Raw genomic sequence first — 21,484 nt, 5'->3', positions numbered from 1 at the left:
GAACATGAAGCTGACACAAGAAAATACGCCAGACAGCGCCAAGATTTTCGCATTCACTCCACGCGACTTTGCCCGGGTGCGGGCCTTGATCTACCGCCAGGCCGGCATTTCGCTGGCCGAAAGCAAGCAGGAAATGGTGTACAGCCGTCTGGCGCGCCGGCTGCGGGCAAAGGGTTTGAATTCGTTCGAGGCGTATCTGGACGGTCTCGAAAGCGGGCGCGACAGCGATGAGTGGGAGGCGTTCACCAACGCGCTGACGACCAATCTGACGTCATTTTTTCGTGAAGCCCATCATTTCCCGATCCTGGCCGAGCATGCCCGCAGGGTGAAAAAACCACTGACGATCTGGTGTTCCGCCAGTTCGACCGGCGAAGAGCCGTATTCGATCGCGATGACCTTATGCGAGGCCTTCAATACACTGACGCCGCCGGTCAGCATTGTGGCCACGGACATTGACACCAATGTGCTGGAAACCGGGGCGACCGGCGTGTATACCGCCGACCGGCTGGACAAGATGCCGAAAGAACGTGCCCGGCGGTTTTTTCTGAAGGGGAAGGGCAGCAAGCTCGGGATGGTACGGGTACGTCCCGAATTGCGGCAGTTGATCACCTTCAAGACACTGAACCTGCTGGCCAGCAGCTGGCCGCTAAGCGGGCCGTTCGATGTGATTTTTTGCCGCAACGTGATGATCTATTTCGACAAGCCGACGCAGAGCAAAATTCTTTCGCGCTTCGTGCCGCTGCTGAAACCCGATGGCCTGCTGTTTGCCGGCCACTCGGAAAACTTCATGTACGTTTCGGACGCGCTGAAACTGCGTGGCAAGACGGTCTACGAAATCGATCCGCACGTAGTGCGCACAGGGAATGGCGTGTGAATCCTGCCATCGAAGAACACCTGGCGACCAATCTGTATTACGACCGCATTTTCGACTGTGAAGCGGCCAAGATACTGCCCGGCGAATACTATTTCACCCGCAAGCCGATGATGATCGTGACGGTGCTGGGCTCGTGCGTCGCCGCCTGCATCCGCGACCGGGTTTCAGGCATCGGTGGAATGAATCATTTCATGCTGCCCGACGGGGAGGCGGGCGGGGCGTCTGCGTCATCGATGCGCTATGGCAGTTACGCCATGGAAGTGCTGATCAATCAGCTGCTCAAGGCCGGTGCCCGGCGCGAAAACCTGGAAGCCAAGGTGTTCGGCGGCGGCAACGTGTTGCGGGGCTTCAGCAGCATCAATGTCGGCGAACGCAATGCCCGTTTCGTGCGCGATTATCTGCACTCGGTGAATATCCGCATCCTGGCCGAGGACCTGAACGACATCCATCCGCGCAAAGTGTATTTCTTTCCCGAAACCGGCAAGGTTCTGGTCAAGAAGCTGATCCAGCTCAACAACTACACCCTGGTCCGCCGTGAGCACGATTATGCGAGCCGGCTGCAGGCCAATCCCATCGATGTCGAGATCGATTTGAATTGAACAGAACCAGGGCGAACCCCGGAGAGAATTTGGCATGAAAATCAAGGTTTTGATTGTGGATGACTCGGCGCTGATTCGTGGCGTGATGACGGAAATCATCAATAGCCAGTCCGACATGGAAGTGGTTGGAGCGGCACCCGATCCGCTGGTCGCGCGCGATCTCATCAAGCAAACCAATCCCGATGTGCTGACGCTGGACGTCGAGATGCCGAAAATGGACGGCTTGGACTTTCTGGATCGCCTGATGCGCTTGCGGCCGATGCCGGTGGTGATGGTGTCGTCGCTGACCGAGCGCGGCTCGGATATCACGATGCGCGCACTGGAACTCGGCGCGGTCGATTTCGTAACCAAGCCGAAAATGTCGATCCAGAGCGGCATGCTCGAATACACCGAGCTGATCACGGACAAGATCCGGATTGCCGCGCGGGCAAAAATCAAGGCGCGTGCGCTGCCGAATGCCCAGGCTGCGGGTACGACGGCACTGGCCTCGGTGCGCAATCCCTTCATCAGCAGCGAAAAGCTGATCATCATCGGCGCATCGACGGGCGGCACCGAGGCGATCAAGGACTTTCTGGTGCAGTTGCCGTCGGATTGCCCGGGCATTCTGATCACCCAGCACATGCCGGCCGGTTTCACCCGTTCGTTCGCCGACCGCCTCGACAAGCTCTGCAAGATTTCGGTGAAGGAATCGGAAGGCAATGAACGGGTGCTGCCCGGCCATGCCTATCTTGCGCCCGGCCATTCCCACCTGACCCTGGTGCGCAGCGGCGCTAACTACATGACCAAAATCGACCAGGGCGAGCCGGTCAACCGGCACCGTCCCTCGGTCGACGTGCTGTTCCGCTCGGCCGCGGTCAACGCCGGCAAGAACGCGGTAGGCGTCATCCTCACCGGAATGGGCAAGGACGGCGCGGCCGGCATGCTGGAAATGAAAAATGCGGGCGCCTATAACCTGGCGCAGGACGAGGCGTCCTGCGTGGTGTTCGGCATGCCGAAAGAAGCCATTGCGATGGGGGGCACCCATGAAGTCGCACCGCTGCACGAATTGCCGGGACGGGTGATGGCCTTCTTCGCCAGCCAGGGAAACCGTGCGATGCGGGTATAAAATCAGGGTTCCTGTCTGGACGGCAGGCAGGCTTAAGTTTGACGCCCGCATGCCGTTTAACCCCCCACTCAACTAATGCATCAATGGAGCGCTGCATGGCCGATCCGAATACAAAATTTCTGGTAGTAGACGACTTTTCCACCATGCGCCGCATCGTGCGCAACCTGCTCAAGGAGCTGGGCTATTCCAACGTCGAGGAGGCCGAGGATGGCGTCGACGGCCTGGCCAAACTGCGGGCGGGGAACTTCGACTTTGTGGTGTCGGACTGGAACATGCCCAACATGGATGGCCTGACCATGCTGCAGACGATCCGTGCCGATCCTGCACTGGCGAAACTGCCGGTCCTGATGGTGACGGCGGAAGCCAAAAAGGAAAATATCATTGCCGCGGCGCAGGCGGGCGCCAGCGGCTATGTCGTCAAACCCTTCACTGCCGCCACACTGGACGAAAAACTCGGCAAGATTTTTGAAAAACTCGAAAAAGCCGGGGGTTGACGTGAATACGCAATTTCCCGAGTCGGGCGGGCTTGCCGCAAGCGTTGCACCGCTGAAAACCGAGGTGTGTGAACAGGGAGAAATGCTGGCGCGGGTGGGCCAGATGACCCGCGGCCTGCATGACAGCCTGCGTGAGCTGGGACTGGACAAGGTGCTGGAAAAGGCGTCGGTCGACATGCCCGATGTGCGCGACCGCCTCAATTACGTGGCGCGCATGACCGAACAGGCCGCGCAGCGCGTGCTGAACGCCACCGATACCGCCATTCCGTTGCAGGAACGGATAGACGCCGGTGCCAGCGAAGTGCTACAAGGCTGGAAAACGACCTTTTCTGCGCCTTTCTCCGAAGCGAACTATCGCGACATGGCGACCATGACCATGCAGTGCCTGGTCGACATGCAGCACGACACCAACGCCACCAAGCAGCAATTGCTGGACATCATGATGGCGCAGGACTTCCAGGATCTGACCGGCCAGGTGATACGCAAGGTTACCGACCTGGCGCATAACCTGGAGAATCAGCTGGTGCAGTTCCTGATTGATTACGCGCCGTCGGAAGTGCGACGCGAGACCGACAACAGCCTGCTCAACGGCCCGCAGATCAATCCGGAAGGCAAGAGCGACGTGGTGGCCGATCAGGGGCAGGTTGACGATCTGCTGGACAGTCTCGGTTTCTGACCCGGGATTTTTCCGCGCCTTGCGGCCCGGAAAAAGCCCGCTCAGGCGGCAGCCTGATCCGCCGCGCGGAAGCGTTCGATTTCGCGCATCAAGGCATCCGAAGTGGCTTCTATCCTGGCGTGTACTCCGCTGGCATCCGATGCATCGTCGCACTGACAGGTGCGGGCATGTTCGCCCGCGGCCAGGTGGAATGCCGTGTGGGCTTGCTCGATCGCGTCGAGAACAGGCTGTTCGCCCGGGAGCGTGATCCTGATCCGCTTGAGCCAGCGGCCCAGCATGCAGGCATCGTCCCGACTCACCACGCGCCAGTGCAGCGCGTTGCCCGCTTTGAGCGCAGCCTCGTATTCAAGCAGCCATGACTGGTGCAAGGCGATGGCGCGATCCCAGTCGATGAAGTGCATCTGGCGCGTGAATCCACGTGCGTATTGGCCCAGCGGATAGTGCGGCTGCCCGTGCGGAGCGGGCACGTGTGCCTTCATCCAGGCTGCAACAGCTTCGGGCGGCAGCGGATGCGCGATGGCATAACCCTGCGCCTGATCGACGCCGACCAGTCCGGCCGCTTCGATCATCTCCCCGTTTTCCAGACCTTCAAGGGTGCAGGACATGCCCAGCGCATGGATCATGCGCACCAGCGAATCGAGAAAGTCGATGCCGCGCTTGCCCATGGAGGCGATCTGGCTGGTCAGATCGCGGTCGAGTTTGGCAATCCGGAACGGAAACTCGCTCAGGCGGTTGAGGCCGCTGTGGCCGGCGCCCAGATCGTCCATGACCAAAGCGACACCCAGTTCGCTCAGATCGCGCAGGGTGTCGGCCACGCTGCCGGATAGCGGCAGGCTTTCGGTTTCGAGCAGTTCGAGATAGAGCCGTTCGGGTGCGATGCCAACCTTGCCCAGCGCCTCGTCCACGATTTCGGCGCAATAGGGCAGGGCAAGCACCTCGGGCGGCAGGTTGAACGACAGATCGAACACCTGGCCCATCCGGTCGGACTGCGCGAGCCATTCGAGCGCCTGCAGAAGTCCGAGCCGGAACAGCAGGATCAGGTCGTCGTCGGTGAATGCCGGCAGGAATTGCGCAGGCTTCAGATATTCGCCGTCTTCGGTACGCAAGCGTGCAAGCGCTTCGAGCTTGCTGACCTGACCGCTGGGTAGATCGAGCAGCGGCTGATAGAACATGACCAACTGCCCGTTGGCGAGCAAGCTGCGATAACGTTGCCGTTCGTTCAGCGTCAGGGGCGAGTCGGACGCGTTCGCGCGCGCGAAGCGCACGAACCGAAGCTCGGCGATGTGTTGGAACGAGCGCAGCCATAGCTGCATCAGACGGGATTCGAACAGGCCTGGGTACGCGCCCCAGAACGTGAATACGCCGCGGCTTGCACCGTCGCTGCCGATGACGGGCACGCTGGCCAGGCTGCGTACCTGATTGCGCGTCAGCAGATGGCGCCAGCCTGAGTCGGCGAAGGCTTCGTCAGTCAAGCTCGCCAGGGTCGTAATACGGTCACTTTGCCAGGCGGCAGCGTACCCGGCCGCACATTCAGTGGCATCGGTTTCATGTTTGCCCATGACAAGGGCGCAAACCGCAGGCAAGCCCTTTGAAGCGAATTCCATGACGAACCGGCCATTTGTGTGGGCGCGGCCGAAACTGATGCCGCTCAGGCCGTCCATATTGTGCAGAAGATGTGCGATGGCGGATTCGACCCATATTTCGGGGCGGACGCTGGGCAGGTCGAGGCGTTCGAGCCCGGTCAGCGTGTACAGGGTTTTCTCCTCGGCCATGCGTATCGCTTCGAGCATCCAGCGACTCTCGTTGAGAAGGCGCCCGAACACGACAGTGCCGATACCCAGGCGCCGGTCGGCCCTTGCCGGATGGGCTGCGAGATGCTTGAGTACCAGGGTGTGAAAATCCTGCAGGGTCAGCACCATGGTCTGGCTGTCGAGGCCGGCCAGCATGTGGATATGGCTGATGCGCCGAATCGCCGATTGGTGTGCGTCGGCCTGCAGATCCGGCGACAGCAGGTCTTCCAGATGTTGTGCCTGTCGCAGCCGCAGCTGGATCGTTTCCGCCGTCGTCAGGCGGGCCAGGAGGGTCGAAAAGGCAGGGTTGTCCAGCAGCGTGCGATGGAAATCCTCGACGAAGCGGGCGCTCAGACAACCGAGCGGGCCGATGGCCTGGAGGGCGCGTGACGCTTCGCTGCCGTAAGGCTGGCACGCCTCGGTTTCAAGTCCGGGGTCTAAAAGGGAATGCACTTGTGCTGGAATTCGCAACAATTAATCAACGCGAATACGCGCAGTACAGAATGAATCGGCAAGAGTCGGCATAACTTGAGTTTGCCGGACGGCTGTGGCGGGGACATTAAGGTCGCAAGGCCACGGTTACTGCCACGGCGGTCTTCAGCGCATTGTGGATCAGGGCCTCGAACTGGGGTGCGAAGTAGGGCAGCAGGATGTCCAGCACGATCAACCCCACGCCCAGCGTTATGGGAAAGCCGATCGCGAAGATGTTGAGCTGGGGAGCGGAGCGCGTGAGGATGCCCAGTGCAAGGTTGGTCATCAGCAGGATGGCGATCAGCGGCAAGGCCAGTTGCAGCCCCACGGCAAGCACGGTCGACCCGTAGCCGGCGAGCTTGAAAAATCCTGCCGCAGCGACCGGCTGGAGGCTGATCGGCAGGGTTTGAAAGCTGTCGACCAGCACGCCGAGCAGCAGCAGGTGACCATTGATCGCCAGAAACACCAGCATCGCCAGCAGGTTGAAAAAGCGTGCGAGTACCAGGGTCTGTCCGGCGCTTTGCGGGTCGAAAAACGACGCGAAGCCCAGACCAATCTGCAGGCCGACGATTTCGCCGGCGGCTTCCACGGCGGCAAAGGCCACGCGCATGACAAAGCCGATGGCGATGCCGATGAGAAGTTGCTGCAACAGGATGAACAGACCCTGCCAGGAACCCAGCCCGACATCGGGCAGCGGCGGCAGGGCGGGGGAAATGATCAAAGCGAGGAAAACGCCGAGGCCGATTTTGACCGTGGCGGAGACGGAGCGGTGGCCAAACACCGGCGCCACCATGATTAGACCGAGAATGCGGGTGAGCGGCCAGATGAAACTGATCAGCCAGGTGTTGAGCTGGGCATCGGTGATGCTGATCATGCGTGATGCTGCAAGCCGGCGCTAACTGATGATGCCGGGCAGGCCCGTGAGCACGCGCCGCATGTAATCAGTCATGACCGTCAGCATCCAGGGGCCGGCGATGGCGAAGGTGATCAGTACGGCGATGACTTTGGGGATGAACGACAGGCTGGCGTCGTTGATTTGGGTCGCGGCCTGGAAAATGCTGATGATGAGGCCGGCCACCAGGGTGACGAGCAGCACCGGCGAGGCAACCAGAATGGTGATTTCCATTGCGGTACGGCCGATGGTCATTACGCTTTCGGGTGTCATGGCGGCGCTCCTGTGATCCGGTTAGTAAAAACTTTGTGCCAGCGAACCCAGCAGCAGATTCCAGCCATCGACCAGCACGAACAGGATGATCTTGAACGGCAACGCGACGATGGCCGGCGACACCATCATCATGCCCATCGCCATCAGGATGCTGGCGACCACCATGTCGATGATGAGGAAGGGAATGAAAACGGCAAAACCGATCTGGAACGCGGTTTTGAGTTCACTGGTGATATACGCCGGAATGAGCACGCGCATCGGCACGTCGGCGGCGGTTTTCAGCTGCGCGGTGCCCGACATCTTGACGAACAGGGCGAGGTCACTTTCGCGCGTCTGCTTGAGCATGAACGCGCGTAGCGGCGCGGCGCCCTTGTCCAGCGCTTCGCCCATCTGGATGCGATTTTCGGACAGCGGCTGATACGCCTCGACGTAAATCTTGTCGAAGGTGGGGCCCATCACGAACAGGGTCAGGAACAGCGACAACCCGATCAGCACCTGATTCGGTGGCGACGACTGGGTACCCAGCGCTTGGCGCAGCAGCGACAGCACGATGATGATGCGGGTGAAGCTCGTCATCATCAGCAAGGCGGCCGGCAGGAAAGACAGCGAGGTCAGCAGCAGCAGGGTTTGCAGGCTCAGCGTATACGTCTGGCCGCCGCCTGCGCCAGGGGTACTGGTGAATGCCGGCAAGCCGGCGCTCTGGGCGAACGCGAGCGTGGGCAGCATCAGCGCCAGTGCGATCAGGCCGGTGTGGAGACGCTTATTTTGCACGACGCGCCTCGATCAGTTGTTTCAGGTTGGCGGCAAAGCTGGCGTGGGGCGCAGCCGTCGCCGCAGGCAGGGCCTCGCCTTTGGGCAAGGTCATCAGCGCGTTGACGCTGCCGGGCGTGACGCCGACCACCAGCCAGTTGTCGCCGATCTCGACCACGACCACCCGCTCGCGCGCGCCGACCGAGGCGCTGCTGATGACCTGCAGCAGATTCGACGAACCGCCGCGTGCGACGCCGAGGCGCTTGGCGGCCCAGGCCGTGGCGAAAATCAGAAGCAGGACGGCAACCAGGCCGATGAAAACCTGCAGCAGGCTGCCGGCATTGGAAACCGCGGGTGCGGCATCGGCTGCGGCCGCCGTGGCGGGCAGGCTGACGAGCGCGAGGCCCAGCCAGGCGCGCCGGGCTTGCGGCTGGTTTGCTGCGAAGGCAAATTTCATTTGTTGAGTTTCCGGATGCGTTCGGCGGGGGTGATGATGTCGGTCAGACGCACCCCGAACTTGTCGTTCACCACCACGACCTCGCCCTGTGCGATGAGACAGCCATTGACCAGCACATCCATCGGTTCGCCGGCCATGCCGTCGAGTTCGACGACTGAGCCTTGCGCCAGCTGCAGCAGGTTCTTGATCGTGATCTTGGTGCGCCCCAGTTCGACGGTCAGCAATACCGGGATATCCAGAATGAAGTCGATATCGTGAGTGGCGCCGTTGGGCGTGCTGCCGGCCAGATCCTTGAACACGGCCGGGCTGGCTTTTGGCGGCTCGGCCTGTTCTGCCATGGCGGCAGCCCAGTCGTCGGCGGCGGCAGGTTTCTCCGGCTCGGCCTGTTCCGCCATGGCGGCGGCCCAGTCGTCTTCTGCAATGGGTTGAGTCAGCTCTTCAGCCATTTTGATCTCCTGTTGACGGCTCAGTAACGCTGTTGGAAAGCAGCTTTTCGACGCGCAAGGTGTACTGGCCGTTGAATTTTCCGTAAGCGCATTCCATCACCGGCACGCCGTCCACTTTGGCCTCGATGGATTGGGGGATTTCCAGCGGGATGATGTCGCCCACTTTCATGTTGACGATGTCGCGCAGGCTGATCGCGGCGGTACCGAGGTCCGCGATGATTTCGACTTCGGCCATCTGGATCTGCTGGCGCATCAGGCGAATCCAGCGTTTGTCCACCTCGAGGTTTTCGGCCTGCAGGCTGCTGGTCAGCAGGTCCTTGATCGGCTCGATCATCGAGTAGGGCATGCAGATATGCATTTCGCCGCTGACCTGGCCGAGTTCGATGGCGAAGGTGATGGACACCACCACTTCGTTCGGGGTGGCGATGTTGGCGAACTGGGTGTTCATTTCCGAACGCACGAATTCGAATTCGACCGGATAGATCGGCTCCCAGGATTTCGAGTAGGCCTCGAACACGATATTCAGTACGCGCTGGATGATGCGGTGTTCGGTCTGGGTGAAGTCCCGCCCTTCGACCCGCGTATGGAAGCGCCCGTCGCCGCCGAACAGGTTGTCGACCATCAGAAACACCAGGTCGGGATTGAAAATCATCAGCGCGGTGCCGCGCAACGGCTTGACCTGGATCAGGTTGAGGTTGGTCGGCACCACCAGGTTGCGGATGAATTCGCTGTATTTCGAGACCTTGACCGGGCCGACCGAGACTTCGATGCCGCGCCGCAGGAAGTTGTACAGGCCGATACGGAGCAGTCGCGCAAAACGCTCGTTGATGATCTCGAGCGTGGGCATGCGCCCGCGCACGATGCGCTCCTGCGTGGCGAGGTTATACGGTCGCGCAACCGAATGGTCGACTGCATCCGCTGGGGCGTCGTCGGTTTCGCCGGTGACGCCTTTCAGCAGCGCATCGACTTCATCCTGCGAGAGAAAGTTGTCGGCCATGGGCAGTCTTTACAGAGTGTCTTTACTGAATCACGAAGGTCGTGAACAGCACATCGGTCACTTGCTGCGGTTTGCCTTTGGGGTCGAACGGCTGCTTGACCTGCGCCAGGATGTCCGCCACGAGTTTCTTTTTGCTTTCCGGATCGGCGAGCGCCTCGGCGCTCTGGCTCGACAGCAGCGTCAGCAGGCGGCTGCGTACGCGCGGCATATGCAGCTTGATCAGATCCACATCGGCCTGATCGGCTACCTGCAGCGTGATATCGGTTTGCAGATACTGCTCGCCGCCCTGCAGATTGACGGTAAAGGTTTCCAGCGGCAAGAAAACCGGCGCCTTGGCGGGCTCTTCCTCATGGGCGGCGTTGGGGTCGTCGCTGCCCTGCATGAAAAACCACGCGGCTGCACCACCGCCGCCGAGCAACAACACCAGCGCGCCGATGATGATGAACAGCTTCTTTTTCGATTTTTTCGGAGGAGCGTCTGCTTCGACAACTTCAGCGGGCTTGGCAGGTTGGGCCATTTCAGCGTTCCTTTACACGGATAAGGGGAGGCACATACGCGTCATTATCAGGGATACGCGTGCGTTCGATAGCGGGAAAAGAGGGTGAAAAGGCAGGTAGTTCGCAGCAATGCCGTGCTGCCGGGAGGCCCGCCTGACATCGTTGTGGGGTTCAACGATGTCGGACGAACGGATGCGGGAGACTCAGGCGAAAGTGTCGACCAGGCCGCGGCCGGATTGCCGGATCTGCGTTGGCAGAGATTGAATGGTCGTGTCGCCGGAGCTGCTGGCACCGGGATAGGACATGGCGGTCCGCCGCGCTTCACGGTTGGCTGCTTCGTTGAACTGCTGTTGCTGCTGTTCTGCGCTCACCGTTGCCTGCCCCAGCTGGATGCCGGATTCGTTCATCATTTCGCGCAGCCTGGGCAACGCGGCCTCAAGCGCCTGGCGGACCTCGGGCTGGGCCGCAAAGAAGCTGGCGGTGGCCTGGTCGTTGTTGACGTTGATCACGACTTGCAGCGGTCCCAGGTTGGGCGGGTTGAGCGTGAGCGATGCGGTTTGCTGCGCACCTGCTGCCATCCAGACGATTTTCTCGCCCAATGCCTGGCTCCAGGCTGCGCTGCCGACCGAGGGCGCGAGTGCATTGCCGGCTGTGCTGGCGGGCGCGCTGATCGTGCCTGGCTGAGCGAGCTGGGTGGCCGTCGTCAGCAGATTGCCGAAGCCTTCAGGACGGGCTTCATCGAGTTTGAGGGCATCGGGCGACAGCGCGGCGGCGATTTGACCCGGCAGGACAGCTGCTGCGGCGCTGGCGTGAGCTGGGGTGGCCGTCATCGCGGCCTGGAAATCGGCCTTGACCGGCTGCTGGGCGGCGGCTTCTACGGCGGCTGCGGCTGCGGCATCGGTGATCTGGGCGGGCGTCAGGGCAGGTGCGGCGGGCGTGTTGAGGCTCGGCAGCACGGTTGCGCCGGCAGCAAGCGCATCAGCGGTTGCGCTGACGCCGCCGCCCGGCAGCGGTGCTGCCTGCACTGCCGGAACCGGCATGTTCGGTGCGGCAGCCAATGCCAGCAGGGCATCCGGCAGCGCCGGAGTGATCTCCATGCCCGGCAGGGCGGCATCGGGCTGCAGCGTGCTGCTGTCGGCAGCGGGTGCTGCCTGCGGCTCGCTCGCAGCGGTCTCCGCCGTGGACGGGGACGCCGTTTCCGTGCTGGCAGCATCCTGCGTTGCGGGCGCATCGCTGGCCGCAGTCCCGGAACCGGACTTGCCGGCCTGCCGGGTTTCCGGGCGCGACGCCTGCTTTGGCTCGTTCACCGGCTTTTTCTGTTCCATTTCATTCGACAGGACCTTGCTGAACGGGGTGTCCGCGCTGGTGCCCGGGTCGGGCTGCTTTTTGCCGCCAGGCTGGGCCTGCAGGGCATTCACCAGATTGAGGTTGGCTGTTTGGGGGGTCATGGTTTGCCTCGTTGAAGGTGGGGTCAGCTGGGGTTCCGCTTGTGCGAGACGGAGCGTGCAGCATGTTCGTCGTTCTGCTTCTGGTCGCGCCACAATTCGCGGCGGGCCTCTTCCTTGTTGGCTCGGTCCGACAGAGTGACGAAGGACATTTTCTTCTGCTCGCACACCTGCCAGTTTGCACGTGCCTGTTCGACGCGTTGACCGGCGTGGCTGACCACGGTTTGCTGACCGCTGATGGCGTGATCGAGCTTTTGCATGAACACCCGGTAATTGTTGAAATGGGTGGTGCTGATTCCGTTGGCCAGGCTGTTCTGGCAGCGTTGCGCATAGTCGTCGCGGTATTGCTGCAACAGGTCGAACTTCTGTTTGGCTTCCTCGTGGCTGCGTAGTACCTCGCCCAGGCGCTTGGCAGCCTCGTCGGCCTCCTTGTTGGCCAGTTCGATCAGGGTGTCGAGGGCGGAGCGGGTTGCCATTCAGTTTTCCTTATTTACTGGAACAGGGCCGAAAGCTCGCTGAGGCTTTCCTGGACATCGGCGCGCTCGCTGATGTCCTGCTGCAGGAAGGTTTCGATCGCGGGCTGCAATTTGATTGCTTCGTCCAGCATGGGGTCGCTTCCTGCTACATAGGCGCCGACGTTGATCAGGTCGCGGCTGCGCTCGTAGCGTGAATATAGCTTCTTCAAGCGGCGTGAAAGCTGTTGTTGCTCCGGCGTGGTGATGCTGTGCATGGCGCGGCTGATCGACTGCTCGATATTGATGGCCGGGTAGTGGCCGCTTTCGGCCAGCGCACGGTCGAGCACGATGTGGCCGTCGAGAATCGCGCGCGCGGCGTCGGCAATCGGATCCTGCTGGTCGTCACCCTCGGTGAGCACCGTATAAAAGGCGGTGATCGAGCCGCCGCCCGGCTTGCCGTTGCCGGCGCGTTCGACCAGTGCGGGCAGCTTGGCAAATACCGAGGGCGGGTAGCCCTTGGTGGCGGGCGGCTCGCCGATGGCGAGCGCGATTTCGCGCTGCGCCATGGCATAGCGGGTCAGCGAGTCCATGATCAGCAGCACGTTTCGGCCCTGATCCCGAAAATGTTCGGCAATCGAGGTGGCGTAGGCCGCGCCCTGCAGGCGCACCAGCGGTGGTGTATCGGCCGGGGCGGCGACGACGACGGCGCGTGCCAGACCGGCCTCGCCGAGAATCTGCTCGATGAATTCCTTGACCTCGCGACCGCGTTCGCCGATCAGACCGACGACGATGACGTCCGCGCTGGTGTAGCGCGCCATCATCCCCAGCAGCACGCTTTTGCCGACGCCCGAACCGGCGAACAGGCCCATGCGCTGGCCGCGGCCGACGGTGAGCATGCTGTTAATGGCGCGCACGCCGACGTCAAGGATGTCGGTGATCGGAGCGCGCGCCAGCGGGTTGGCGGCGCGGTTGTTGAGCGGCATGGTGGTTTCGGACTGGATCGGCCCGAGGCCGTCGAGCGGACGCCCGCTGCTGTCGAGCACCCGTCCCAGCAAGCCTGCACCGACCGGCAGGTGGCGGGTGCGGTCGCTCGGCCGCCGCCGGGGGTGTTTGACCTGGCCCAGGCTGGGCAGGGTGGGGATGACTTCCACCGGGAACACGCGGGCGCCGAGCATGATGCCTTCGACATCGCTTTGCGGCATCAGGTACAGATGGTCGCCGGAGAAACCAACCACTTCGGCCTCCAGATGGGCGCCATTGGCCAGCGCAACGGTGCAGGCGCTGCCCACTGGCAGCTTGAGCCCGACCGCTTCCATCACCAGGCCCGCCACGCGCGTCACCCGGCCGGACACCAGCATCGGGTCGGCGATCGCCAGCAGTTCGCTGCAGTCATGCAGAAAGCTGATCCAGCGGTCGCTGTGGGGGTGGGCCTGGGCTTGGGCAGTCATCATTCAGCCAGCCATTTGGAATCTTTGCCCAGGGCAGCCGTGAGGCGCTGCCAGCGGGTGGGCAGGGAAGAGTCGATTTGCGTATCCGGCGTTTCGGCACGGCAGCTGCCGGGATCCAGATCGGGGTCGTCCGTCAGCTGCCAGCCCATTTTTGCCAGCTCATTGCCCATCCGGCTTTGCACCAGTTCCATATCGGCGGGATTCAGATACAGCAGCGCGGGCTGCTGCAGCGACGGCAGGTAACGCACGGCTTCCTTGATGATGGGCAGGATCAGTGCAGGCTGGACGGTGAGGGCCGATTTCACCACGGCGCGGGACAGGTCGATTGCCAGGTCCAGTATCTGCTGCGAAATGGTTTCGTCGGCGCGATCGAGCTCGGCGGTGAAGCTTTCTGCCAGCGCGGACAGCCGTCCGGTTTCGACGGCTGCCAGGGCGCGCCCCTCGGCCAGCCCGGCGGCATGACCTTCGCTGCGGCCAAGGGCATAGCCTTCCTGCCGCGCCTGTTCCTGGATCGCCGTGATGTCGTCGATGGTGGGCAGCTTGACGGTGTCGGTGCCGGACTGCCGCATCGCATGCGGGGTCGAGTCGAAACTGGCCAGCTCCCAGGGCTGGCAGGCGGGCTGGTCCTCCTTGCGAATCACGCAACTAGACATACGCTTCTTCTCCCTTGCCGCCGAGGTTGATCTGGCCTTCGTCGGCCAGACGGCGGACGATTACCAGGATTTCCTTCTGCTGGGCTTCCACTTCGGACAGACGCACCGGACCTTTGGATTCGAGGTCTTCGCGCATCATTTCGGCCGCGCGTTGCGACATGTTCTTGAAGATTTTCTCGCGCATTTCTTCCGACGCGCCCTTCAGCGCGATGATGAGCGAATCGGACTGCACTTCACGCAGCAGCAGCTGGATGCCGCGGTCGTCGATTTCCAGCACGTTCTCGAACACGAACATCTCGTCCATGATCTTCTGCGCCATTTCGGGGTCGTAGCTCTTCAGGTGCTCCATGGCGGACGCTTCGTTTTCGCCGCCCATGAAGTTGAGAATGTCGGCAGCGGCGCGGGTGCCGCCCATCGGCTGTTTCTTCATCACCTCGTTGCCCGACAGCAGCTTGGTCAGCACGTCGTTCAGTTCGCGCAGGGCGGTGGGCTGCACGCCGGAGAGGGTGGCGATGCGCAGCAGCGCATCGTTGCGCAGGCGCTCGGTGAAATGTCCCAGCACCTCGCAGGCCTGATCGCGTTCGAGGTGCACCAGAATGGTGGCGATGGTTTGCGGATGCTCGTTGTGGATGAGGTCGGCCACCGATTCGGCATCCATCCATTTCAGGCTTTCGATACCGCTGGAATCACCGCCGCCGCCTACAATCCGGCTTAACAAGGAGGACGCCTTGTCTTCGCCCAGCGCCTTGTTCAACACGCTGCGGATGTAGTCGTCAGAATCCAGACCCAGCGACGAATTGTTGTCGGCAAAGGTGTTGAAATCATTCAGCACAAGCACGACTTCCTCGTGCGAGATGGCTTTCATGCTGGTCATGGCTTCACTGAGCTTCTGCACCTCGCGCGGGCTCAGATATTTCATGACTTCGGATGCGCCTTCCTCGCCCAGTGCGAGCATCAGAATGGCGCCTTTGGTGACGCCGTGGTGTTCACTCATTGTTGCCTACCCAGGTTTTGACGATGTTGGCGACCACACGCGGATCTTCGTTGGCCAGCTTTTGTGCCCGTGCCAAGCTGTCCTGATAGCCGCGACTGCCCGGCGCGCCTTCGCCCATGGCGGCCTCCATCTGCGGCGTGCCATGGCCCGGGTGGACCGCTGCAGGCGCAGGCGGCGTGTATTCGGTGATTTTCTTCAGCATCGGCTTGAGCACGCGCAGATACAGCAGCAGCAGCGCGATGCCCATCAGGATGTATTTGCCGGTGTCCTTGGCGGTCTGGATGGTGCCGGGGTCTTTCCACAGGGGCGTTTCGGGAATTTCTTCCTGTTCCGGGCTGGCGAACGCGCTGTTGACGACGTTTAGCGTGTCGCCGCGAGCCTGATTGAAGCCCATGGCTTCCTTCACCAGATTGGTGATCTGGGTGGTCTCGTCGGCGGTGAGCGGCGTCATTTTCACCTTGCCGTCCTTGCCGGTGGTTTTCTTGTAGTTGACGACGACCGCGACGGACAGGCGCTTGAGACCGCCCACGCCTTGCTGCACGTACTGGATGGTCTTGTCGACTTCGTAGTTGGTGGTAGCATCCTTTTGCGTGCTGGTAGGCACGGCGGCAACGGGCTCAGGCGCCGCTTTTGCATTTTTGGCCGGCGCGACGATGGGCGCCGTGGCAGGTGCAGGAGGCTGGTTGGTCAGCGCACCTGGTACGCCGCCAGGCGCACCCGACGCATTCAGGGATTCGCTGGTCTGCTGGCTGCGAATCGCCATGGCGTCCGGGGTCTGGTTCGGTTTGAACGACTCGACCGCCTGTTCACTGCGCGAAAAGTCGACATCGGCCGTGGCCTCGGCACGCACATTCTCGGCGCCGACGATCGGGCTGACGATCGAGACGACCCGCTTGACCACGTCCTGTTGCAGTTCCTGCACATATTTGATCTGGCTGGGGTCCATGCCGGTGGTGCTGGCGGACTTGCTGGTTTCGGACAGTAGATTGCCGTTCTGGTCGACGATGGTCACATTCTTGATCGGCAGTTCGGGCACGCTGCTGGCAACCAGATGGACGATGGCGCTGACCTGTTGCGGATCGAGTGCGCGTCCGGGGTAAAGATTGAGCAGCACCGACGCGGTGGGCATTTTTTGCTCGGACACGAACACCGAGTCTTTGGGGATGGCCAGATGCACGCGGGCGGCCTGTACCGCCGAGACCGATTCGATCGAGCGTGCCAGCTCGCCTTCCATGGCGCGCTGGAAATTGACGTGTTCGACAAACTGGGAGGAACCGAGCTTCTGGTTTTCCAGCAGTTCGAAACCGACATTGCCGCCTTTGGGCAGGCCCTGGGCGGCCAGCTTCAGGCGGGCATCGTGAACGCGGTCGGCTGGCACCAGCACGGCGCCGCCGCCTTCTGAATACTGGTAGGGCACATTCATCTTCTCCAGCTCGGCGACGATGGCGCCGCCATCGCGGTCGCTGAAGTTCGAGAACAGCACCCGATATTCGGGCTTCTGCCCCCACATCCAGACGGCGACCATGACTGCAACGACCGCGGCCACGCCTATCGCCAGCAGGATCTTTTGCCCGCCGGGTGCGCGGGCAAAGTCCATGAGGTTGACCGGAGCTGCGATTACGCCTGCCTCTGCCATGACTATGCTCCCACCATGTTGTGTTCAGATTTCGTTTGAAGCTTGTGTGTCGTGTTCACGCCGTGCTCTCTCAATGAGGATGTCGCTATGAGATCGAATTATCGGCAGTCCGGGACATTTCAATCAGGGGAATAACACGCGCTTTTCAGCGCTTATCGGGCTTATGGATTGCATCCCGGCTGATAAGGTGAGCACGTGGAAAACCGTTTCGAGCGGTTGCGTTGACCAGGCAGGAGGGTGAAATGAGTATAGGCATGATCGATACCGGCAGGATAGAGGCGATGGTGGCGCAGCTGAAAGCCACCGCTGCGCGTGCGACCCCGTCCATTGAAAAACCCCTGCAAACCCAGCAGCCGACGGGGGCGGTGGATTTCCAGTCGGCGCTGAAATCCTCGCTGGACCAGGTCAACCAGACCCAAATGAACGCGCAGAATCTGAGCGAGCGGTTTGCCCTGGGCGATCGGTCGGTCAGTCTGTCCGACACCATGATCGCCATGCAGAAATCGTCCATCGCCCTGCAGCAAACCGTCCAGGTGCGCAACAAGCTGGTGTCCGCGTATCAGGAAATCATGAACATGGCGGTCTGATTCCGCGCATGCCATGCAAAACGGCAGCCTCGGCTGCCGTTTTGCATGGCGCACCTGATGTTCAATCTTCATTCCGCAATGCATGGCGCAGCGCTTGGGCCAGGTCTTCCGCGACGAATTTGGCGACATAGCCGTCTGCCCCTACCTTTTTCACATGCGCCTCGTTGGCCGCGCCCGTGAGGGAAGAGTGGATCACCACGGGGATCGAACTGAACCGGGGATCCTGCTTGATGTTGCGGGTCAGTGTGAAACCATCCATTTCGGGCATTTCCAGGTCGGTCAGCACCAGTGCGATCTTGTCGCCGATCGAGTGGCCGTCGGCTTGCGCCTTGCTGGAAATGGCCTGCAGCTGATCCCAGGCCTCTTTGCCTGTTTTGCACATGATGTAGGGCAGGCCCATGGCGGTCAGGCCTTCCTCGATCATGGTGCGGGCCACCAAAGAATCGTCGGCCGCCAGAATCACCGAGCCGGGCTTGATATCAACTTTGGGGCCGATGCGTTCGGGGTCGATGTCCAGCCCGGTCGACGGCATCACCTGGCGCAGGATGGTTTCCACGTCGAGCACTTGGGCCAGTCGATCGCTCTTGTCGCCATCGAGGCGCGCGATGCTGGTCACCATGCCGCCGGCCGCATTGCCCTCGGCCGACAGAACCTGTTTCCAGTCCAGCCGCACGATGTCGTCCACCGACTCGACGGCGAATGCCTGCGTGCTGCGGGCGTATTCGGTGATCAGCAGGATATTGAGGCCGGTGCTGGGGGTGCAGCCGGTTACGCCGGCGAGATCGATGACCGGCAAAATCTGGCCGCGCAAATCGACGACGCCCATCATGTGGGGCTGGGAGCCCGCGACGGCGGTAATGGTTGGCATCGGGATGATTTCCCGTACCTTGAACACATTGATGCCGAACAGCTCGGTGCGGTTGAGCTGGGGGTCGTTGCCCAGACGGAACAGCAGCAGTTCCAGCTTGTTGGAGCTGGTGAGATTGGTGCGTTCGTCGATTTCCTGCTGGATGGTTTGCATGGTGTGACTCCTCGAATTCTTGATTTGACGCGTGTGAGCAGCTTAAAGGCTATCGCGCCGGACGCGTTCGATATTCATGACGAAGCGTTGCAGTCGGTTTGACATGGCATTGGGCAGATCGATGAACTTGCAGCCAAGCCGTGTCTGGAATGCGCCGTTCTGCAGGCGTATCTGGGCCGAGTTGCGGACTTCCAGCGTGGTGAGCACCGGCTCGGTATCGGGCAGCAGCAGCCGGCAATTGGGTAGTATGCGGCCGGTTTCCGCGCCGAGGCGGCCGCCGCGTTCGGCGATGGCGACGCCGCCGCAGCCGATGTCCACGATATGCGCGGTGATCGGCTCGCGATCGGTTTCATTGCTTGAGGGCACGATGCATTTGACGGGGTTGGCAATCGGCAGCATCACCCTGAAATGTTCCCGGCGCTGCAGGCGTATCAAGGATTTCGGCAGCGCGATGCGCAGCGCGGGTAGCTTGTCGTATTCGACCAGGCTTACCGCGCCGGTCGAAAAGCTGATGGAGACGCCGTCGAGATGGGTGATGAACTCGGCCGTTGCGCCAGCCATCAGCTCGTGGTTGAGCGCGTCGCCGCGGGCGCTGTCCAGGATGACCGTGTTGTTCGACTCATTGACCGCAATCACCGAGGTGACAATGATTTCCCGGGTGTTCGGCATGTCGAGATTGACCAGCAGCCGGCGTTGCTGGATCGAACGCATGAGATGGAGGATTTCGGTGCGCGAATGAACCGTGCAGTTTGCAAGCAGGTCCGCGCTGACCGTGCCGTGAGCGAGCGATGAGGATGAAGGCATTCTGGTCAAGTTGGAGGGTTCGGCCGGTTCGGTTGATCGAGTTGTTCCAGATGGTAAAGCCAGGCCAGTAATTCAGCCACGGCGATATAGAGCTGTGGCGGAATGTGGCTGTCGAGGTCGATTTGCATCAGCAAGGCCAGCAATTCGCGGGATTCATGCACATAGACCCCGGAGGCGCGGGCTTTCTCGATGATGGTATCGGCCAGAATGCCGCGTCCTTTAGCGACGATGCGCGGTGCGCTGTCGCCGTCGCGGTAGGCGAGTGCTGCGGCAGCGCGCAGAGGATCAGGCGTTGCCATCTTCTTGCACCGTGACGCTTTGCAGGGCGCAGCCCGCCGTGGCGAACTGGTCGATCAGGCGGCGCTGATGCTGCTGCAGTAGCGCGCCGGCTTCAGCCTGTTCGGGCGCCAGCCGGATGCTGAATGCCTGCTGCGCATCGAGCTTGATCAGTACGTTCACGGTGCCGAGATTGGGCAGGGTCAGCTTCAGACGGGATTCCCAGCCCGTTTCCGACTCTTTGGCCGTGAGCGAGGCCGGGTTTTCGGAGTTGTCGGGTTCCTGGCGGACCTGCCATTCCAGCACTTGCCCCGGCCACAGCTCGCCGCGCCAGATGAACTGGGGCGATTCCAGTACCTGCAGTTGTTGCGCCAGCAGGGTGTTGAGCGGATGAGGATTTCTTGCGTCGGCGAGCTCGGCCGGGCCGCGCGCATCGGGCGCCGCACTCGCGGCCAGCGTCAAGGCGAGGGCCGCGGCTGCATCTGTGCGAGCGAGACTGGACGTCAGCCGGTTTTGCGGCTCCTGCATCAGGCCGTCCAGCGTGTCCTGGCCCATTGCCCAGTTTGCCAGGTGCGACTCGTAAAACAGGCCGCTGCGAACCACGGCGGTACGCAAGGCGAGTGCGAGTTCTGCCGGAGCGCGGGCGGGTTGTTCAAGCAGCGGGGCGAGCGGGGTCAGGGTGGGCAGCGTGCGTTCGGGGACGCGCTGCATGAACTCGCTCAGCATGCGTGCGGTCTGGCTGAGCTGGGGCGCATCGGCGGATGCGGTTTCCGGGGTGTCGAGCACGAACACCGGCTGCGGCATGTGCCCGGCAAAATTCATTTTCAGCGTGTCACCGGTTGCAACCGGACGCGGCAGGCGCATCGCAACGGTTTGCCCTTCGATCGACACCAGTGTCAGCCCCTTGGACTGGCCCTTGACCTGACCGGTCACGGCCTGGCCGATGAGCAGGTGCTGGAATGCGGCGCGCGGTCCGGCCTGGTCGCGCTTGATGCTGTCCAGCACTGGCTGGGCAGCCAGAATGCGGGACAAGGCATCGGCCGGAATCATGGGAAGGACTTACAAGCGTTGCGAGCCGTATGCCTCGACACCGCGCTGGCCGGCGCGCGCCATGCTCAGGCGCTGTTGCAGATCGTGCAGGCGCGGCTCGGCAAGGGCACGAATCTTGGCATCGTTTTGCAGGATGGCGCGGATGATGGCCACTTTGGCGCGTTGCTCTTTTTCGGTCAGTGCAACCGGAGCAGTGTGCATCAGGGTACCAACATGGTTCTGGCAGTGATTTTCAAGGTCCGCCACGTGATCCCACTCGCCTTGCTCGGCAGCGCTCAGCATGTTGCTGGTCAGGTCGGAGAGGGTGTTGTAGGTGGTGAGCATTTCGCTACTGGTCATTTTCAGTCTCCGGGTCAAGCGGCAATGGGGTGCAGGGCGGCGTTCTGGGTGCGGCCCTGAGTTTGGGTACCGATCTGCTGCCAGGCTTCATGCAGCTCGCGCAACAGGCCCAGCACTTCTTCCAGCGGGGCGCTCTGGTTGTTCATGTGCGCAAGCATCAGGCGCTTGATCATGTAGTCGTAAAGCGCATGCAGCTGGGCGGCGATTTCGCCACCCTGGCGGGGGTCGAGCGCGGCGCAGAGGCCTTCCTGGATGATGTTGCTGGCTTTGGTGATGGCGGCTGATTTTCGGGTGATGTCGCCCTCGTTCATATGCTTGATCGCCATGCGCACCGACAGCTCGGCGCCGTCGAACAACATCAGGATGAGCTGATGCGGATTGGCCGCGACCACGCCGGTTTCCAGGCCGACACTGGCATACGCATTAGCAGCATTTCGGTAATTCGCATACATGTT

Annotated in this window: 26 protein-coding genes; 6 read left to right on the top strand and 20 right to left on the bottom strand. The window is 61.8% G+C overall.

Annotation, left to right across the window (positions count from 1 at the left end):
• Positions 1 to 4: 4 nt before the first annotated feature.
• The 5 genes from IV098_RS11645 (at position 5) to cheZ (ending at position 3,748) form a co-directional block, all read left to right on the top strand.
• Positions 5 to 874 (top strand): CheR family methyltransferase, encoded by an 870-nt coding sequence (locus IV098_RS11645; protein WP_296889286.1) that lies wholly within the window; start codon positions 5 to 7, stop codon positions 872 to 874.
• Positions 871 to 1,473 carry a chemoreceptor glutamine deamidase CheD gene (gene cheD / locus IV098_RS11640; protein ID WP_296889284.1) on the top strand — a complete coding sequence of 201 codons (603 nt, stop codon included), beginning with the start codon at positions 871 to 873 and terminating at the stop codon, positions 1,471 to 1,473. The genes IV098_RS11645 and cheD overlap by 4 nt, the downstream gene beginning before the upstream one ends.
• A 34-nt stretch (positions 1,474 to 1,507) precedes the next feature.
• A complete protein-coding gene (locus IV098_RS11635; protein WP_296889283.1) occupies positions 1,508 to 2,578 on the top strand; it encodes a chemotaxis response regulator protein-glutamate methylesterase in 1,071 nt (356 codons plus the stop codon).
• A gap of 95 nt (positions 2,579 to 2,673) precedes the next feature.
• A complete protein-coding gene (gene cheY, locus IV098_RS11630; RefSeq protein ID WP_296889281.1) occupies positions 2,674 to 3,072 on the top strand; it encodes a chemotaxis response regulator CheY in 399 nt (132 codons plus the stop codon).
• A gap of 52 nt (positions 3,073 to 3,124) precedes the next feature.
• Positions 3,125 to 3,748 carry a protein phosphatase CheZ gene (cheZ, locus tag IV098_RS11625; RefSeq protein WP_296889337.1) on the top strand — a complete coding sequence of 208 codons (624 nt, stop codon included), beginning with the start codon at positions 3,125 to 3,127 and terminating at the stop codon, positions 3,746 to 3,748.
• A gap of 41 nt (positions 3,749 to 3,789) precedes the next feature.
• On the opposite strand, the gene IV098_RS11620 is transcribed toward cheZ, so the two are convergent.
• The 14 genes from IV098_RS11620 to fliF all read right to left on the bottom strand — a co-directional run bounded on the left by IV098_RS11620 (position 3,790) and on the right by fliF (position 16,952).
• Complete coding sequence (locus IV098_RS11620; RefSeq protein WP_296889279.1) at positions 3,790 to 5,991, bottom strand: EAL domain-containing protein; 2,202 nt, start codon at positions 5,989 to 5,991, stop codon at positions 3,790 to 3,792.
• A gap of 106 nt (positions 5,992 to 6,097) precedes the next feature.
• Positions 6,098 to 6,883: a flagellar biosynthetic protein FliR gene (fliR, locus tag IV098_RS11615; protein ID WP_296889277.1), complete on the bottom strand. Its 786-nt coding sequence runs from the start codon at positions 6,881 to 6,883 to the stop codon at positions 6,098 to 6,100.
• Between the two features lie 21 nt (positions 6,884 to 6,904).
• The gene (fliQ, locus tag IV098_RS11610; protein ID WP_296889276.1) at positions 6,905 to 7,174 is read right to left on the bottom strand and encodes a flagellar biosynthesis protein FliQ; all 270 of its coding nucleotides are present in this window, start codon (positions 7,172 to 7,174) and stop codon (positions 6,905 to 6,907) included.
• Between the two features lie 21 nt (positions 7,175 to 7,195).
• Positions 7,196 to 7,900 (bottom strand): flagellar type III secretion system pore protein FliP, encoded by a 705-nt coding sequence (gene fliP, locus IV098_RS11605; protein ID WP_296889335.1) that lies wholly within the window; start codon positions 7,898 to 7,900, stop codon positions 7,196 to 7,198.
• Positions 7,901 to 7,934: 34 nt separating this feature from the next.
• Positions 7,935 to 8,381, bottom strand: a complete 447-nt coding sequence (gene fliO, locus IV098_RS11600) for a flagellar biosynthetic protein FliO (RefSeq protein WP_296889274.1) — start codon at positions 8,379 to 8,381, stop codon at positions 7,935 to 7,937.
• The gene (gene fliN / locus IV098_RS11595) at positions 8,378 to 8,827 is read right to left on the bottom strand and encodes a flagellar motor switch protein FliN (RefSeq protein WP_296889272.1); all 450 of its coding nucleotides are present in this window, start codon (positions 8,825 to 8,827) and stop codon (positions 8,378 to 8,380) included. Before fliN ends, fliO begins: the two co-directional genes overlap by 4 nt.
• On the bottom strand, positions 8,820 to 9,824 hold the full coding sequence (gene fliM / locus IV098_RS11590) for a flagellar motor switch protein FliM (RefSeq protein WP_296889270.1): 1,005 nt from the start codon (positions 9,822 to 9,824) through the stop codon (positions 8,820 to 8,822). Before fliM ends, fliN begins: the two co-directional genes overlap by 8 nt.
• Before the next feature lie 22 nt (positions 9,825 to 9,846).
• Positions 9,847 to 10,341 (bottom strand): flagellar basal body-associated protein FliL, encoded by a 495-nt coding sequence (gene fliL / locus IV098_RS11585; RefSeq protein WP_296889269.1) that lies wholly within the window; start codon positions 10,339 to 10,341, stop codon positions 9,847 to 9,849.
• Positions 10,342 to 10,524: 183 nt separating this feature from the next.
• Positions 10,525 to 11,769, bottom strand: a complete 1,245-nt coding sequence (locus IV098_RS11580) for a flagellar hook-length control protein FliK (protein ID WP_296889268.1) — start codon at positions 11,767 to 11,769, stop codon at positions 10,525 to 10,527.
• Between the two features lie 23 nt (positions 11,770 to 11,792).
• On the bottom strand, positions 11,793 to 12,242 hold the full coding sequence (gene fliJ, locus IV098_RS11575) for a flagellar export protein FliJ (RefSeq protein ID WP_296889266.1): 450 nt from the start codon (positions 12,240 to 12,242) through the stop codon (positions 11,793 to 11,795).
• A 14-nt stretch (positions 12,243 to 12,256) separates the two neighbouring features.
• A complete protein-coding gene (gene fliI / locus IV098_RS11570) occupies positions 12,257 to 13,669 on the bottom strand; it encodes a flagellar protein export ATPase FliI (protein ID WP_296889334.1) in 1,413 nt (470 codons plus the stop codon).
• Positions 13,669 to 14,322 carry a flagellar assembly protein FliH gene (locus IV098_RS11565; protein WP_296889264.1) on the bottom strand — a complete coding sequence of 218 codons (654 nt, stop codon included), beginning with the start codon at positions 14,320 to 14,322 and terminating at the stop codon, positions 13,669 to 13,671. Before IV098_RS11565 ends, fliI begins: the two co-directional genes overlap by 1 nt.
• A complete protein-coding gene (gene fliG, locus IV098_RS11560) occupies positions 14,315 to 15,316 on the bottom strand; it encodes a flagellar motor switch protein FliG (RefSeq protein WP_296889263.1) in 1,002 nt (333 codons plus the stop codon). The genes IV098_RS11565 and fliG overlap by 8 nt, the downstream gene beginning before the upstream one ends.
• Positions 15,309 to 16,952, bottom strand: coding sequence for a flagellar basal-body MS-ring/collar protein FliF (fliF, locus tag IV098_RS11555; protein ID WP_296889262.1), 1,644 nt, complete (start codon positions 16,950 to 16,952; stop codon positions 15,309 to 15,311). The genes fliG and fliF overlap by 8 nt, the downstream gene beginning before the upstream one ends.
• Positions 16,953 to 17,194: 242 nt before the next feature.
• On the opposite strand from fliF, the gene fliE reads away from it, so the two are divergent.
• Entirely contained in the window at positions 17,195 to 17,539 is a 345-nt protein-coding gene (fliE, locus tag IV098_RS11550) for a flagellar hook-basal body complex protein FliE (RefSeq protein ID WP_296889260.1), read from the top strand.
• Positions 17,540 to 17,600: 61 nt separating this feature from the next.
• On the opposite strand, the gene IV098_RS11545 is transcribed toward fliE, so the two are convergent.
• Genes IV098_RS11545 through fliS form a run of 6 tightly spaced genes read right to left on the bottom strand, consistent with a single transcriptional unit; the run spans position 17,601 to position 21,481 of the window.
• Positions 17,601 to 18,560 carry a chemotaxis protein gene (locus tag IV098_RS11545; RefSeq protein WP_296889259.1) on the bottom strand — a complete coding sequence of 320 codons (960 nt, stop codon included), beginning with the start codon at positions 18,558 to 18,560 and terminating at the stop codon, positions 17,601 to 17,603.
• 42 nt (positions 18,561 to 18,602) lie between these two features.
• Positions 18,603 to 19,364: a flagellar brake protein gene (locus tag IV098_RS11540; protein WP_296889258.1), complete on the bottom strand. Its 762-nt coding sequence runs from the start codon at positions 19,362 to 19,364 to the stop codon at positions 18,603 to 18,605.
• Positions 19,365 to 19,369: 5 nt separating this feature from the next.
• Positions 19,370 to 19,663 (bottom strand): EscU/YscU/HrcU family type III secretion system export apparatus switch protein, encoded by a 294-nt coding sequence (locus IV098_RS11535; protein WP_296889257.1) that lies wholly within the window; start codon positions 19,661 to 19,663, stop codon positions 19,370 to 19,372.
• A complete protein-coding gene (locus IV098_RS11530; RefSeq protein WP_296889256.1) occupies positions 19,650 to 20,690 on the bottom strand; it encodes a flagellar hook-length control protein FliK in 1,041 nt (346 codons plus the stop codon). Before IV098_RS11530 ends, IV098_RS11535 begins: the two co-directional genes overlap by 14 nt.
• A gap of 9 nt (positions 20,691 to 20,699) precedes the next feature.
• Positions 20,700 to 21,029 (bottom strand): flagellar protein FliT, encoded by a 330-nt coding sequence (locus tag IV098_RS11525; protein ID WP_296889255.1) that lies wholly within the window; start codon positions 21,027 to 21,029, stop codon positions 20,700 to 20,702.
• Between the two features lie 14 nt (positions 21,030 to 21,043).
• The gene (fliS, locus tag IV098_RS11520; RefSeq protein WP_296889253.1) at positions 21,044 to 21,481 is read right to left on the bottom strand and encodes a flagellar export chaperone FliS; all 438 of its coding nucleotides are present in this window, start codon (positions 21,479 to 21,481) and stop codon (positions 21,044 to 21,046) included.
• Between the last annotated feature and the right edge of the window lie 3 nt (positions 21,482 to 21,484).

Source organism: Thiobacillus sp., assembly GCF_018780105.1.
Taxonomy (GTDB): domain Bacteria; phylum Pseudomonadota; class Gammaproteobacteria; order Burkholderiales; family Thiobacillaceae; genus Thiobacillus.
This window is presented reverse-complemented; position numbering and strand designations above follow the sequence as displayed.

Excerpts from the sequence above, each read along its gene's own strand:
- IV098_RS11525 (WP_296889255.1), bottom strand. The coding sequence starts at position 21,029 with ATGACCAGTAGCGAAATGCTCACCACCTACAACACCCTCTCCGACCTG.
- IV098_RS11540 (WP_296889258.1), bottom strand. The coding sequence starts at position 19,364 with ATGCCTTCATCCTCATCGCTCGCTCACGGCACGGTCAGCGCGGACCTG.
- IV098_RS11545 (WP_296889259.1), bottom strand. The coding sequence starts at position 18,560 with ATGCAAACCATCCAGCAGGAAATCGACGAACGCACCAATCTCACCAGC.
- IV098_RS11580 (WP_296889268.1), bottom strand. The coding sequence starts at position 11,769 with ATGACCCCCCAAACAGCCAACCTCAATCTGGTGAATGCCCTGCAGGCC.
- IV098_RS11535 (WP_296889257.1), bottom strand. The coding sequence starts at position 19,663 with ATGGCAACGCCTGATCCTCTGCGCGCTGCCGCAGCACTCGCCTACCGC.
- fliM (WP_296889270.1), bottom strand. The coding sequence starts at position 9,824 with ATGGCCGACAACTTTCTCTCGCAGGATGAAGTCGATGCGCTGCTGAAA.
- fliF (WP_296889262.1), bottom strand. The coding sequence starts at position 16,952 with ATGGCAGAGGCAGGCGTAATCGCAGCTCCGGTCAACCTCATGGACTTT.
- fliN (WP_296889272.1), bottom strand. The coding sequence starts at position 8,827 with ATGGCTGAAGAGCTGACTCAACCCATTGCAGAAGACGACTGGGCCGCC.
- fliG (WP_296889263.1), bottom strand. The coding sequence starts at position 15,316 with ATGAGTGAACACCACGGCGTCACCAAAGGCGCCATTCTGATGCTCGCA.
- IV098_RS11645 (WP_296889286.1), top strand. The coding sequence starts at position 5 with ATGAAGCTGACACAAGAAAATACGCCAGACAGCGCCAAGATTTTCGCA.
- fliE (WP_296889260.1), top strand. The coding sequence starts at position 17,195 with ATGAGTATAGGCATGATCGATACCGGCAGGATAGAGGCGATGGTGGCG.
- fliS (WP_296889253.1), bottom strand. The coding sequence starts at position 21,481 with ATGTATGCGAATTACCGAAATGCTGCTAATGCGTATGCCAGTGTCGGC.
- fliP (WP_296889335.1), bottom strand. The coding sequence starts at position 7,900 with ATGCTGCCCACGCTCGCGTTCGCCCAGAGCGCCGGCTTGCCGGCATTC.
- IV098_RS11530 (WP_296889256.1), bottom strand. The coding sequence starts at position 20,690 with ATGATTCCGGCCGATGCCTTGTCCCGCATTCTGGCTGCCCAGCCAGTG.
- fliJ (WP_296889266.1), bottom strand. The coding sequence starts at position 12,242 with ATGGCAACCCGCTCCGCCCTCGACACCCTGATCGAACTGGCCAACAAG.
- fliQ (WP_296889276.1), bottom strand. The coding sequence starts at position 7,174 with ATGACACCCGAAAGCGTAATGACCATCGGCCGTACCGCAATGGAAATC.
- IV098_RS11565 (WP_296889264.1), bottom strand. The coding sequence starts at position 14,322 with ATGTCTAGTTGCGTGATTCGCAAGGAGGACCAGCCCGCCTGCCAGCCC.
- fliR (WP_296889277.1), bottom strand. The coding sequence starts at position 6,883 with ATGATCAGCATCACCGATGCCCAGCTCAACACCTGGCTGATCAGTTTC.
- cheY (WP_296889281.1), top strand. The coding sequence starts at position 2,674 with ATGGCCGATCCGAATACAAAATTTCTGGTAGTAGACGACTTTTCCACC.
- fliI (WP_296889334.1), bottom strand. The coding sequence starts at position 13,669 with ATGACTGCCCAAGCCCAGGCCCACCCCCACAGCGACCGCTGGATCAGC.
- fliO (WP_296889274.1), bottom strand. The coding sequence starts at position 8,381 with ATGAAATTTGCCTTCGCAGCAAACCAGCCGCAAGCCCGGCGCGCCTGG.
- fliL (WP_296889269.1), bottom strand. The coding sequence starts at position 10,341 with ATGGCCCAACCTGCCAAGCCCGCTGAAGTTGTCGAAGCAGACGCTCCT.
- IV098_RS11635 (WP_296889283.1), top strand. The coding sequence starts at position 1,508 with ATGAAAATCAAGGTTTTGATTGTGGATGACTCGGCGCTGATTCGTGGC.